Below are 12,384 nucleotides of genomic sequence, written 5' to 3' on the forward strand. Positions count from 1 at the left end.
TTCCTTCTCGTCAGTTCTCGATCTCCGGCGATGCGCCTCGGGGTGGGTCGGCGCCGTCCAGCGCTCGGGCAGCCAACACGCGGCCGATATCGATCACCTCAGCGGCACGGTGGAATTCCAAGCCGCGGCAGGCTGACCGGGGCACCTCGATCAGCAAGTCGGGCGGGTAGGCGGCCAGCGTGTGGCGCGCCAAGGCGGCCTGTGCGATGTCGATGGTGCGGTTCATCACTTCGAAACCACCGAGCTTCGGTACGTCGGGTTCCTCGTCGGCGGCGGCTTCGGCGTGCTCGGCCATTTCGGCAGCCGTTTCGCCGCCCTCCGGGATCGACGCGCCGAACCGGTTGAGCACTGCGCGCGCGGTCGGCCGGTCGAGTAGCGCCGATGTGCTGCTCAGCATGCGGTTCAGCCACTCGGTCGTGGGTCGGGGTTCGGGCTCGGCGTCGCCGATGGTCTCGCTGCCGGACAGGCTGACGGCAATGGTCAGATCGGCGTTGACGGCGGAGATCGGCGCCATCGGCAGCGGATCGAGGATCCCGCCGTCGGCGAGCAGCCGACCATCGACGACGTGCGGCGCGATCATCCCGGGGATGGCGATCGATGCCCGGATGGCCTCGTCGACCGGCCCGCGCTGCAACCACACCGACTTGCCGGCCAACAGGTCAGTCGCCACCGCCGTGTAGGGGATCGACAGTTGCTCGATGGTGACCGCACCGAGGATGTCGCGCACCGCGTCGAGGATTTTTTCGGCCCGCAGCACACCCGCCGCGGTGATCGACGGATCCAGCAGCCGCAGGATGGCGCGCTGCGTCAACGACCGCGCCCAGTCGGCGAACTCGTCGAGCCGTTCCGCCGCCTGCAGACCACCGACGAGTGCGCCCATCGACGAACCGGCGATCCCGACGATCTGGTATCCGCGGTCATGCAGCTCGTGGATCACCCCGATGTGGGCATATCCGCGTGCGCCGCCACTGCCAAGCGCCAGCGCGACCCGAGGCCGCGACGAATCGCGGTCGGCGTCGAAGTCGGGCATGCCTTCATTGTTCCCCGCGTCCTCGGCTGCCTGCCCGTGGCGGCACGGGGCGCCGAGCCCGCACACGCGAGGAGTGTCCAGCGGGCACCCGACAGTGACTACTGAAGCCCTCCGGGGAGGGGAGATCAGTTGCGGTGAGCGCTCACCAGGAACGACGGCAGCTGCGCGCGGCCGTCGGACCCGATCGTCACGTTGCGGTATTCGAAACCGTCGGGCAGCGTCCTGGGTACGTTGATCCGCGCGCGCGCAGGCCGGACCTCATCGACGACGAGGTGCCTGCCGACGATCTCACGCAATTGCGTCTCGGCGAATGGCCGTGGTCCGAAGTCGGCGTCGGGCGGGAACGCATCGGTAGAGAAAACCAGGGCAAAAAATCTCCCGCCCGACCGCAGCGCCTGTGCGCTCGATTCGATGTATCCGTCGCGGAGATCCTCCCGCAGGCAGTGAAAGACCAGTCCGTCGATGACGGTGTAGAAGTAGCTTTCGTACCCAGTCGTTTTCGAGAGGTCGGCGACGCTAAATTTAGCGTTCAGGCGTCGGTCGGCCGCAACCCGCTTGGCTTGTTTGATGGCGCTGGCGGAAAGGTCGAGACCGACAGCGTCATATCCTTTTGCGGCCAGCTCTAATGTCGTAACGCCGACGCCACAACCGGAGTCCAGAACTGGACTGCGGAAACGCCGTTGACGCTCAAGGGCGGCGAATTCGGGTTGCAATTCACCGATATTCCAGCCGGGATTTCCGGGCGCGTAGGACGCCTCTCCGGTGTAAAGCTCATCCCAGTTCACGGTGTTCACATTGAATGTAGGCATGGCACCGAAGGTAAATGCGCCGTGCACCGGCTGCTACCCGCCGAAGCTTTTTTAACGACTTCGATACGGCGTCCCGGTCGACGTAATCGGTTGTACACGCCGTAACCGGTTCACGCAAATTCTACACCAAAAGACTGGATAAACGCTGGGGATTTCCGTAGCGTATCCCAAAGCTACGCGGCGCCTATTGCGGCAAATGAAAAAGAATACGCGCCGACAATAAAAAAGAACTCCTGAGGAAGCTGTGAATGCCGGAAGAGTGGATTTGCGGGCGTTCGGCCAGTCCGCACGTCCCTGTCCCGGAGCCCTCGGCGAACCGCCGGCAAACGCCTCAGTCCGTAGTTTCGCCCGGCGTGATTCAATCCTGGCCGCTCCTCATGTCAGCCGCATTCGGCGGCGGCGGCGGCGCGCGCCGCCACGATCACTGCCGCCTGCCGCGCCGGGCTTAGCCGCGCCCACGGGACGTTCCAGGTGCCGGCCCCGGTGGCGTCCGGTGCCTGAACGGCCGCCAGGTACGCCTCCACCAATGCCGGCGGGTCGCCGGGTCGGTCCTGCATCCACGTCTTCGCAGCGTGGCACGCCTGGAAGTACTCTTCCTCGGTCGACTGCGCGGGGGCGTCAACCCGGGTCGTCACCCCGCTGGGCGAGACGCCCGTACGGGCGAACGGCAAGGCCGGCGAGGGACCGGGGGCGACGGGTGGAGATACCGGCCGGGCCACGTCGTCTCCCGGCGAGCAGCCCGTCGCCGCCGACGCGGCGGCCGCGACGACAACCATGCCCCACACCAGGGGATGACATGGGTCCCAGCGCACCCCGTCAATCTATGCAACACTGACGGCCGTGACCCGGCGAACCGGATTTTGGGAGTGTTGTCGGCCGTAACGTGCCCACGCCCCCTGGTCCGCTCGTTCGTTCTGGAGTTCCTACATGGTTTCCGCAAGCCTTGTTGCTGACCGCGTCCTGTCCCGCCCCTCAGCTGTCCGGTCGGCCTCCGGCCCCACCCGGCTGCGGCTGGCCGACCTGCTGCATATCACCGACCGAATGGCCGACGAGGTGCTCAGCGGGCGCTACGACCACGTGGTTCCACCGGGTGGCGTGCCCACCGACGACCGTTGGTTCGCTCGGCTGCTCGGTGACGACGAAGTCGACGTCTGGCTGATCAGCTGGGCGCCCGGGCATCGCACCGAGCTGCACGACCACGGTGGATCGCTGGGCGCGCTGACGTTGTTGTCCGGGTCGCTCGATGAATTCCGCTGGGACGGCGAGCGGCTGCGCCGCCGGCGTCTCGAGGGCGGCGACCAGGCCGGGTTCCCGCTGGGCTGGGTGCATGACGTGGTGTGGGCCCCGACCGCCGCGGTCGCGTCGGTGCCGCCTGCTATCGAAATTCAGGGGCCCACCCTGAGCGTGCACGCGTATTCGCCGCCGCTGACCGTGATGTCCTACTACGAGGTCACCGAGCAACACACCTTGCGCCGCAAGCGCACCGAGTTGACCGACCAGCCGGAAAACTTGTGAGCCGTATCGATCAGGTATTGGACTCGGCCCGGGCCCGGTTGCGCCGGCTGGCCGCCGACGAGGTGCCCGCCGCGCTGGGTCGCGGCGCGTTGCTCGTCGACATCCGGCCGCAGGCCCAGCGGACACGTGAAGGGGAGGTGCCCGAGGCTTTAAAGGCCTTAGTCATCGAACGCAACGTGCTGGAGTGGCGGTGCGATCCCACCAGCGAAGCCCGACTGCCGCAGGCCATCGGCGACGACGTGGAGTGGGTGATCCTGTGCTCGGAGGGCTATACGTCCAGCCTTGCCGCGGCCGCCCTGCAGGACCTCGGCCTATACCGGGCCACGGACGTCATCGGCGGCTACCACGCGCTGGCCGCCGCCGGAGTGCTGGCAGGACGTTAATTCGTCTCAGCCGCCGCCGCCCCCGCCGGCGCCGGCGTCCCCGCCGCCGTAACCCCACCAGTCATCGGTGTAGCCGTAATTTGACTGCACGGGAGGTGGTGGTGGCGGTGGCGGCGCCGGCTCATTGGTGGGCGGATCGGCTGGCAACGGTGCCGGAAGCACATTCGAGGCGCCACCGAGATCGGGCGCCGCATACGCCGGGAAACTGACAGCGGCCGCGGGTATGCCGATCAGCACCCCCGCCACCGCGATCTTCGTGATGCTGCTGCGGACGCCGGATGACCGTGTCCAAGTCATAGCTCACTCCCTTCACCGGGTCCCGAATGACATTGCTTTATCGGGCCCCGAGTTACTGATGTTTCCACGTAACGGGTCGATTCGATAAAAATTCATCAAGGCTTAACGACTTTCCGACATCCGACACCCGTCCCACACCCAGCGTCTACTCGCCGAACGTCAGGTGTCGCTGGCGTGCAGCAGCGGGCGTAGCTTTTCGGTCTTGGCCGCCGTCCATCCTGGCGGCTGCAGCACCGCCGCCCAGCCATTGGCGACATCGGCGACGTAGACGTGACCGTGGCCCTGCGGGACATCGACGGCCACCGCCATGTCGGCCGACACCTGCAAAAACGTCACCACCGGGATCCATTCGGACTCGGGAAGCACGTCGTAGCCACGTTTTTCGCGTAACCAGTCGGGTTTGCGGAACAGCAAGTCGGGATTCCACCACGCGATGGGGTCGGATGCGTGTTGCAGATAGATCACTCGCGGGTGTTGCCATGCGTCGTGCGGGCGATCCAGGTTGTCTGGACGCGCGACGAAACGCACGTGGCGTCCGTCGTCGTAGATCGGCAGCCATTCCGGGGAGCCGCGATCGCGGGTCGCGGTGAGGTCGGTCCAGATGGTGTTCTGGAAGGTCGGCCCGGAAAACAGCGCACCGTCGGTGCGGGCCAGGACGTTGTTAAGGCTCATGAACGGGGCTTCGCCGCCGAATGAGCCCAGGCTTTCGCCGAACACGACCAGCTTGGGGCGCTGCGCTTCCGGCAGCTCGCGGACCAGGCTGTCCACCGCCTCGAACAGCGCCTGGCCGGCGTGGCGGGCGTTTTGCTTGTCCACCAGAAACGACAGCCAGCTGGGCAGGAACGAGTACTGCATGCTAACGATCGCGGTGTTGCCGTTGTACATGTACTCCAAGGCATCGGCTTCCGCCTCGTTGATCCAGCCGGTGCCGGTGGTGGTGCCGACCGCGACGACGGCGCGGCGCAGTCCGCCGGTGCGCTGCAACTCGCGCGCGGCCAGCTCCGCGGTGGCGGTGATGCCGTCGGCGGATTCCAGTCCGGCGTACGCGCGGATCGGTTCGGTCGCCGGGGCGCCGTTGAATGCGGTGAGCTGGGCGACGGTGGGCCCACCCTCGACGAAGATGCGGCCCTGATGTCCCAGCGATTCCCAGGACACCATCGACTGCGGCCCGCCGGAACGCAGCGGCGTCTTCGGCGCGGCGGTGTCGGGATTCATTTCGTTGTTGACCGACTCGAACGTGTTGTTCATGGTCCGCATCGCGAACTTGACCACGACGCCGTTGAGCAACGCGACCGTCAGCGCCAGCAACAAGAACACCACGATGACGGCCGAAACCCGCGGCGGCACAAAGCGATCCAGTCGGAGATCCAGGAAGCGGAACAATCGCCGGATGAGCTGGCCGGTTTCGACGACGCCGAATAGCACGACCAACGACAGCGCGGTGGTCAGCGGGTAGTCGAGCCATACCAGGTGTTTGACGCCCATCAGATCGCGCACCCGGTCCTGCCAGACGTGGAACCAGATCACCATCGCGACCATGCCGATCGCGCCGACGACGATCAGCACCAGCCACGCCCGCCGTGGTGCCGGTGGGCTGGAGTCCCGGGAGAGCATGAAGCGCACCAGCCATACCGCGAAAACGCCGATGGAGTAACCGATTGCGCCGGATAGGCCGCTGACCAAACCCTGAAACAGCGGCCCGCGTGGCAACAGCGACGGCGTCATCGAAAACCACAGGAACACCAAGCCGACCGCGGTGCCGGTGAAGGTGTAATGCCGAACCCACCATGGTTTCGTGCCGGCCACGGGGGCGGCCGGTGGTGGCTCGGCTACGTCCGCTGCGCCGTTGGGCCCGCCGGCCGGCTCGCTCATCACAGCATTCTCAGCGATGGGTGAAGTTGGCAGGCCGTTTTTCGATGAATGCCGCCATCCCCTCGGACTGGTCATCGGTGGCGAATGCCGAATGGAACAGTCGACGTTCGTAGAGCAGCCCCTCGGCCAACGTGGACTCGAAGGCGCGGTTGACCGCCTCCTTGGCCATCCGGGCCGCTGACCGCGACATCTGCGAAATCGTGGTGGCGACGGCTTTTGCCTCGGTGAGCAAATCGTCGGCGGGCACCACCCGCGACACCAGGCCGCTGCGCTCGGCCTCGGCGGCGTCGATGGTGCGGCCGGTCAGGATCAGGTCCATGGCCTTGGCTTTGCCGATCGCCCGAGTCAACCGCTGCGAACCGCCCATGCCGGGCAGCACGCCGAGTTTGATCTCCGGTTGGCCGAATTTCGCTGTGTCGGCAGCGATCAGCAGATCGCACATCATCGCCAGTTCGCAGCCACCGCCCAGCGCGTGTCCGGCCACCGCGGCGATCGTCGGAGTGCGCACGGCAGCCAGCTTGGCCCAGGGTGCGAAGAAGTCGCCGTCGAAAACATCGGCGAACGCCTGGTGCGACATTTCCTTGATGTCGGCGCCGGCGGCGAATGCTTTCGCCGAACCGGTGATGATGATCGCGCCGATGCCCGAATCGGCGTCGAATTCCGCTGCAGCGCTGGTGACTTCATGCATCACCTGGCTGTTGAGCGCATTCAACGCCTGCGGCCGGTTCAGCGTGATGGTGCCGACCCGCGCGTCGCGTTCGACCAGGATGGTTTCATAAGCCTTTTCAGTCACTGGAGCTGCCTTTCTAGAACGTCAGGTCGTCGTCGACCGGTGCGAAGTATGCGTCGACGTCGGCCGCGGTCACCTGCCCCAGCGATGCCGGCGACCACTTCGGATTACGATCTTTGTCGACCAGCTGAGCCCGGATGCCCTCCACCAGATCATGTGAATGCAGCGACGCGCACGACACCCGATAGTCCTGGGTCAGAACATCTTCCAGCGTGTCCATCTTGACGGCACGGCGCACCGCCTCCAGAGTCACCGACAGCGCGATGGGAGAGCGGGTGTCGATCAGGTTGGCAGCGTCGTTGGCGGGCCCGGCGTCATGGCCGCGCAGTGCGGCGACGATATCGGCAATGGTGTCGCCAGCATAGCACTGGTCGATCCAATCACGTTGCGAAACAAGGCCACTCGGCGGTGGTTCGATGGCATGGGCGGCCAGCGCCTGCTCGACGCCGTCGGCGACGATGGCCTGGCTGAATGTGTCGAGTTTGTCGTGCGGAACAAAGTGATCGGCGAATCCCAGTGCGATGGCGTCGGCGCCGGAGAACGGCGCACCGGTGAGTGCGGCGTGCAAACCCAGCGACCCCGGCGCGCGCGACAGCAGATAAGCGCCGCCGACGTCGGGGATGAAGCCAATACCCACCTCGGGCATGGCGAGCTTGGACGTATCGGTCACCACTCGGGTGTTCGCGTGTGCGCCCACACCCACGCCCCCGCCCATCACGATGCCGTCCATCAACGACACGTAAGCCTTCGGGAAACGGCCGATGCGAGCGTTGAGCAGGTACTCGTCGTGCCAGAACCGTCGCGCCGCGACCCCGTCGGCGCGGGCGCTGTGATAGATCGCCACCACGTCCCCGCCGGCGCACAGGCCGCGCTCCCCGGCGCCGGAAAGCACCACCACACCGACCGTCGCGTCCTGCTCCCATTCGGCAAGAACCGTGCTCAGATCGTCGACCATGCCCTGGTTCAGCGAGTTGATCGCCTTGGGGCGATTGAGCGTCACAAAACCGACACCGTCTTCGACGCGGCTCAAAATATCGTCGGATTCGTCGGTCACGCGTGTCGTCTCCCGTCGATGGATGCCGGTTCATTGCTGGTCAGGACTCGACCAGCAATCTAGATCGTCACCCGCAGCGGAGCGCTCGCGGGTAAGGTTTATCTAGAGTAGGTCCAGCCGTCACCGAGTAAACGCTCCGCTGGGAACACGGCTGGACTACCGTTCGTTGATCAGTTGTTCGCACAGATCGAAGTCACAGCTCAAGAGAAGAGGATCCGACGGTGCGGGAGACTAGTAACCCGGTATTTCGTTCGCTGCCCAAGCAGCGGGGCGGATATGCGCAGTTCGGGACTGGCGTCGCGGGCGCCGCGACCCAGTATGGGCATCAGGCGGACCCCTATGCTCCGTATGTCGACCAGCGGGCAGGCGTCGCCCGGCCGCTGACCATTGACGACGTCGTCACCAAGACCGGGATCACCCTGGCTGTGCTCTCGGCGGTGGCTGTCGTCTCCTACTTCATGGTGGAGGCCAACCTCGCGCTGGCCGGCCCGTTCACCTTCATCGGTGCTTTCGGTGGGCTGGCACTGGTACTGATCGCCACCTTTGGGCGCAAGCAGGACAGCCCCGCGATCGTGCTGACGTACGCGGCCCTGGAGGGGCTGTTTTTGGGAGCCATCTCCTTCCTGCTTGCCCACTTCTCGGTGTCGACCACAAATGCCGGTGTGTTGATCGGACAGGCGATCCTGGGCACTCTCGGCGTTTTCATAGGGATGTTGGTGGTCTACAAAACCGGCGCCATACGGGTCACCCCGAAGTTCACCCGGATGATCGTCGCCGGCGTCTTCGGTGTAGTGGTCCTCATGCTGGGCAACCTGGTGCTGGGGATGTTCGGCGTCGGCCACGGCGAGGGGCTGGGGCTGCGTAGCGGTGGACCGTTGGCCATCATCTTCTCGCTGGTCTGCATCGGTTTGGCCGCGTTCAGCTTCCTCATCGACTTCGACGCCGCCGATCAGATGATCCGCGCCGGGGCTCCCGAGAAGGCGGCCTGGGGTATCGCGTTGGGCCTGACCGTGACGCTGGTCTGGCTCTACATCGAGATCCTGCGCCTGCTCAGTTACCTACAGAACGATTAGCGCTTGACACAAAAAAGCCGGCACGTACGGAACGTGCCGGCTTTTTTGTGCACCGCGCAAGTGCCGGGGCCGGTTCGCCTTAGCCAGACAGTCCGTTCTTGATGACCGTGTCTTGCTTTTGTCCGAGGTCGGTGACGAAATCCGGTGGCGGCAGCATGTCAGGAGGGCCAACGAAGTTCAGGGTGGCGAACGCCTTGCCCTCGGTGAACAGCACCATCATCACTCCCTTGGAGCCGTCCGGCGAGTTGCCCGAGACTGTGGTACCGCCAGTTCCCACGGCGGCCGGTCCGGGTGTTCCCTGGACGGAATCAGCCAGCTTCGCCTTGGCGGCGTCCAGCGCGCTTGCCGCCGCAGCAGGATCACCAAAAACGAGGATGGTGTCGTGGATCTGGCGAGTTTTGTCGTCGTTGCTGAACGTCGTCTCCACCCCGGCTTGGCCATTCGGGTTCGGTGTTACCGGGCCGGCGGTGAAGGCCATGGGCGTCTGGATGTCACTGGCCTGGATCAGCAGTCGGGTGTAGTCGGCGGACTGGGCTTGCGCCGAACTCGCTGTCGAGCTGTGGCTTGTCGTGGCCGCGGTGGCTGACGTCGACGAGGCCGTCGGTGACTTCGGATTGCTGCTGCAACCGGCCGCCGAAGCTGAAGTGACTGCCGCCGCGGCCGTCACTAGTGCAATTGTTTTCCGGGAAATACTCATCGCGCCGCTCCTCTTCGACCGAGTCATCTCGAACTCGGATGCGTAGGCCACCGGGCGGCAGCCGGCAAACCGTAACCCAGTCCGCGTGATTCCATCCCCGAACCGTGCGATTACGCCGGTCTTGGCGGCAAACCAGAAGACGCGTGCTGCGGTGTCAGCTCAGCCGCTCGATCACCATCGCCATGCCCTGGCCGCCGCCGACGCACATGGTCTCCAGGCCGAACGTCTTGTCGTAGGTGGTCAGGTTGTTCAGCAGCGTGGTGGCGATCCGGGCGCCGGTCATGCCGAACGGGTGGCCCAGAGCGATCGCTCCGCCCGACACGTTCAGCTTGTCCTCGTCGATGCCCAGTTCGCGGGCGGAGCCGAGCACTTGCACCGCGAAGGCCTCGTTGATCTCGAACAGATCGATGTCTTTGATCGACAACCCCGCATTCGCCAGCGCCTTCTTGCTCGCCTCGATCGGTCCGAGGCCCATGATCTCCGGGGACAGGCCGCTCACCCCGGTGGCGACGATGCGTGCCAGCGGAGTTAGGCCGAGTTCTTTGGCCTTGGTGTCGCTGGTGATCACCACCGCCGCGGCGCCGTCGTTAAGTGGGCAGGCATTACCCGCGGTCACGGTGCCGTTGGGCCGGAACACCGGTTTGAGCTCGCTGACCTTCTCGTAGGTGGTTCCCGGTCGCGGACCGTCATCGGTGCTGACCGTGGTGCCGTCGGGGAGGGTGACCGGTTCGATCTCGCGCTCGAAGAAACCGCTCTTGATCGCTTCCTCGGCCCGGTTCTGGCTACGCACCCCCCAGTGGTCCTGGTCTTCCCGGCTGACTCCGGTGAGAATGGCGACGTTTTCGGCGGTTTGACCCATCGCGATGTAGATATCGGGCACTGCGTCATCTTTGCGGGGATCGCGCCAGTCGTCGGCGCCCTCGGCCGCTTCGACCGTGCGCTGCTGGGCCTCGTCGAACAGCGGGTTCTTGGTATCCGGCCAAGAGTCCGAGTTGCCCTTGGCGAACCGGGAAACCGTCTCGACGCCGGCGGAGATGAACGCGTCGCCTTCACCGGCCTTGATCGCATGGAAGGCCATCCGGATGGTCTGCAGCGACGACGAGCAGTATCGGTTGACGGTGGTGCCGGGCAGGAAGTCGTAGCCGAGTTCGACGGCCACGACGCGGGCAATATTGAAGCCCTGCTCACCGCCCGGCAGGCCACAGCCCAGGATCAGGTCCTCGATTTGGTGCGGGTTCAGCGCGGGCACCTTGTCCAATGCGGCCCGGACCATCTGCGCCGCCAGGTCGTCGGGGCGCATGCTGACCAGCGACCCTTTCATGGCGCGGCCGATCGGCGAACGGGCGGTTGAGACGATGACGGCTTCGGGCATGACGGCTTCCTCCGGTGGGGTGTGGTCTGGACCCGAATCTAGCCCGGCGACGATGCGGGCCGTGTAGTGGCCTGAGGAGGAGCCGGGCAATCAGTTCTAGCCCGGCGACGATGCGGGCCGTGTAGTGGCCTGAGGAGGAGCTAGCTTTGGGCGGGTACGACGAGGGGCGCCGGCACCCCGGTGGTGGGCCGGCGCCACAGTCGAGATAGCAGCCTCAGCGTCAAATGGCCGGGGCCGGCCTCGGTGCCGGTTGCCGACGACAGGGCCGGCTCGCCGGCCCATTCGCCGAGCGCCTGGCACAACGCCGGCAACATCTGGCTCGCGGCAAGTGCATATCCGGCGGCCGAGGGATGAAACTGGTCGTCAGACAGCATCAATTCGGGCGCACGCCGGAACTTGTCGTTGACCAATGAGGCCAGCGGCACCGGCACGCCGCCGGCCGACCTGACCGCGCCGGCCTGGGCGCGGGCAAGCCGCAGACCCCGGGTGCGGACCGTCCAGCGCAGCGGCTGGGGGATCGCTCTGACCACGCCGAAGTCGGGGCAGGTGGCGACGACGACCACCGCGCCGCTGGCGCACAGCCGCCGCACTGCCGAACCGAGTCGCCGTGCGGAGGCGGCGATGCCGTTAAGCGCGGTGACGTCGTTGGCACCGATCAAGATCACCGCGGCGTCCGGCGGCGGGCCCGCCACGAACATCGCGTCGACCTGGCCCGACAACCCCTTCGATGTGGCGCCGACGATCGCTTTGGTACTCAACCGGATGCATTTGCCGCTCTGATCGGCGAGTCCGCGCGCGATCAGCACCCCGGGAACTTCCTCCGCGGTGCGACAGCCGTACCCGGTTGCCGTCGAGTCGCCGAAGATCATCAGGTGCAGGTCGAAGGACATCCCGCGCTCCCAGCGCTGCACGGGACCGCCTGAGGGGGCATAGACGCCGTCGGCCCGCGGCGGGACGTCCCACGATTTCGGGATGACGCTGCGCGCTTTCGCGGCTTGGACGATCAGCAGGTTGCGGGCGCCCAAGTAGGCAGTGCCGGTCGACGCCAGCGCACCTGCGGCGGCCAGCGCAACCATCGAACGCCGCGGCGCGCGTAGTACCACGTGATCAGTTTATGTCGCCCGCGGCCGGGGTCCAGGGAGCCGAGGGTCGACACGATTACGGGACGGATCAATTCTGGTATCGAATGCGACTCTTTGATTGTTGAAGTTCTCAGAGGTGTCAAGCTAAGTTTGCGAGGTTGGCTGAGTGCTAGGCCGGCTACGCCCACTGGGTTACAGCTGAACCTGATGCTCCGTTGCTTCGTCGACTGACTACAACGACGTAGGAAGTGTTGAGCATGACCGCACCCAGCAAGGTTTCGGGCGCGCCCCGGAATGCGATTCGTGCCCGTGACGCGTTGCGGGCAAGCAGGTTTCCCGTCAGCGATGGCGCCCCCGTGGAGGTCGTCGAGAGCGGTCCCAGCCTTGCGGGAATGGTCGCGTCGCTGGCC

Annotated in this window: 13 protein-coding genes and 1 pseudogene; 4 read left to right on the top strand and 10 right to left on the bottom strand. The window is 65.8% G+C overall.

Annotated elements, in window-relative coordinates; genetic code table 11:
- Positions 1-10: 10 nt before the first annotated feature.
- The 3 genes from VNW74_RS14895 to lpqV form a co-directional block, all read right to left on the bottom strand.
- Positions 11-1,030 carry a patatin-like phospholipase family protein gene (locus tag VNW74_RS14895; protein ID WP_325678089.1) on the bottom strand — a complete coding sequence of 340 codons (1,020 nt, stop codon included), beginning with the start codon at positions 1,028-1,030 and terminating at the stop codon, positions 11-13.
- Positions 1,031-1,155: 125 nt separating this feature from the next.
- Positions 1,156-1,839 (bottom strand): class I SAM-dependent methyltransferase, encoded by a 684-nt coding sequence (locus VNW74_RS14900; RefSeq protein WP_325678091.1) that lies wholly within the window; start codon positions 1,837-1,839, stop codon positions 1,156-1,158.
- Between the two features lie 380 nt (positions 1,840-2,219).
- Positions 2,220-2,615 (bottom strand): lipoprotein LpqV, encoded by a 396-nt coding sequence (gene lpqV, locus VNW74_RS14905; RefSeq protein WP_325678113.1) that lies wholly within the window; start codon positions 2,613-2,615, stop codon positions 2,220-2,222.
- A 151-nt stretch (positions 2,616-2,766) separates the two neighbouring features.
- Here lpqV and VNW74_RS14910 point away from each other — a divergent pair, with 151 nt between their 5' ends.
- Both VNW74_RS14910 and VNW74_RS14915 read left to right on the top strand, forming a co-directional pair.
- On the top strand, positions 2,767-3,354 hold the full coding sequence (locus VNW74_RS14910; protein ID WP_325678093.1) for a cysteine dioxygenase: 588 nt from the start codon (positions 2,767-2,769) through the stop codon (positions 3,352-3,354).
- Positions 3,351-3,737, top strand: coding sequence for a rhodanese-like domain-containing protein (locus VNW74_RS14915; RefSeq protein WP_325678095.1), 387 nt, complete (start codon positions 3,351-3,353; stop codon positions 3,735-3,737). The genes VNW74_RS14910 and VNW74_RS14915 overlap by 4 nt, the downstream gene beginning before the upstream one ends.
- Positions 3,738-3,743: 6 nt before the next feature.
- On the opposite strand, the gene VNW74_RS14920 is transcribed toward VNW74_RS14915, so the two are convergent.
- The 4 genes from VNW74_RS14920 to VNW74_RS14935 form a co-directional block, all read right to left on the bottom strand.
- A complete protein-coding gene (locus VNW74_RS14920; RefSeq protein WP_325678097.1) occupies positions 3,744-4,034 on the bottom strand; it encodes a hypothetical protein in 291 nt (96 codons plus the stop codon).
- A 159-nt stretch (positions 4,035-4,193) separates the two neighbouring features.
- Positions 4,194-5,906, bottom strand: coding sequence for an alpha/beta hydrolase (locus VNW74_RS14925; RefSeq protein WP_325678099.1), 1,713 nt, complete (start codon positions 5,904-5,906; stop codon positions 4,194-4,196).
- 10 nt (positions 5,907-5,916) lie between these two features.
- On the bottom strand, positions 5,917-6,699 hold the full coding sequence (locus tag VNW74_RS14930; RefSeq protein WP_325678101.1) for an enoyl-CoA hydratase: 783 nt from the start codon (positions 6,697-6,699) through the stop codon (positions 5,917-5,919).
- A gap of 13 nt (positions 6,700-6,712) precedes the next feature.
- Entirely contained in the window at positions 6,713-7,750 is a 1,038-nt protein-coding gene (locus tag VNW74_RS14935; protein ID WP_325678103.1) for an enoyl-CoA hydratase/isomerase family protein, read from the bottom strand.
- Between the two features lie 221 nt (positions 7,751-7,971).
- Here VNW74_RS14935 and VNW74_RS14940 point away from each other — a divergent pair, with 221 nt between their 5' ends.
- Positions 7,972-8,823, top strand: coding sequence for a Bax inhibitor-1/YccA family protein (locus tag VNW74_RS14940; RefSeq protein WP_325678105.1), 852 nt, complete (start codon positions 7,972-7,974; stop codon positions 8,821-8,823).
- A 79-nt stretch (positions 8,824-8,902) separates the two neighbouring features.
- Here the strand turns inward: VNW74_RS14940 and VNW74_RS14945 are convergent, their stop codons facing one another.
- The 3 genes from VNW74_RS14945 to VNW74_RS14955 form a co-directional block, all read right to left on the bottom strand.
- A complete protein-coding gene (locus VNW74_RS14945; protein ID WP_325678107.1) occupies positions 8,903-9,520 on the bottom strand; it encodes a hypothetical protein in 618 nt (205 codons plus the stop codon).
- A gap of 154 nt (positions 9,521-9,674) precedes the next feature.
- Positions 9,675-10,892 carry an acetyl-CoA C-acetyltransferase gene (locus tag VNW74_RS14950; RefSeq protein ID WP_325678109.1) on the bottom strand — a complete coding sequence of 406 codons (1,218 nt, stop codon included), beginning with the start codon at positions 10,890-10,892 and terminating at the stop codon, positions 9,675-9,677.
- A 140-nt stretch (positions 10,893-11,032) separates the two neighbouring features.
- On the bottom strand, positions 11,033-11,968 hold the full coding sequence (locus VNW74_RS14955; RefSeq protein WP_414686688.1) for an SGNH/GDSL hydrolase family protein: 936 nt from the start codon (positions 11,966-11,968) through the stop codon (positions 11,033-11,035).
- 263 nt (positions 11,969-12,231) lie between these two features.
- On the opposite strand from VNW74_RS14955, the pseudogene VNW74_RS14960 reads away from it, so the two are divergent.
- Positions 12,232-12,384: pseudogene (locus VNW74_RS14960) on the top strand (esterase); the annotation flags it as partial.

It is taken from the genome of Mycobacterium sp., assembly GCF_035570115.1.
GTDB lineage: Bacteria > Actinomycetota > Actinomycetes > Mycobacteriales > Mycobacteriaceae > Mycobacterium.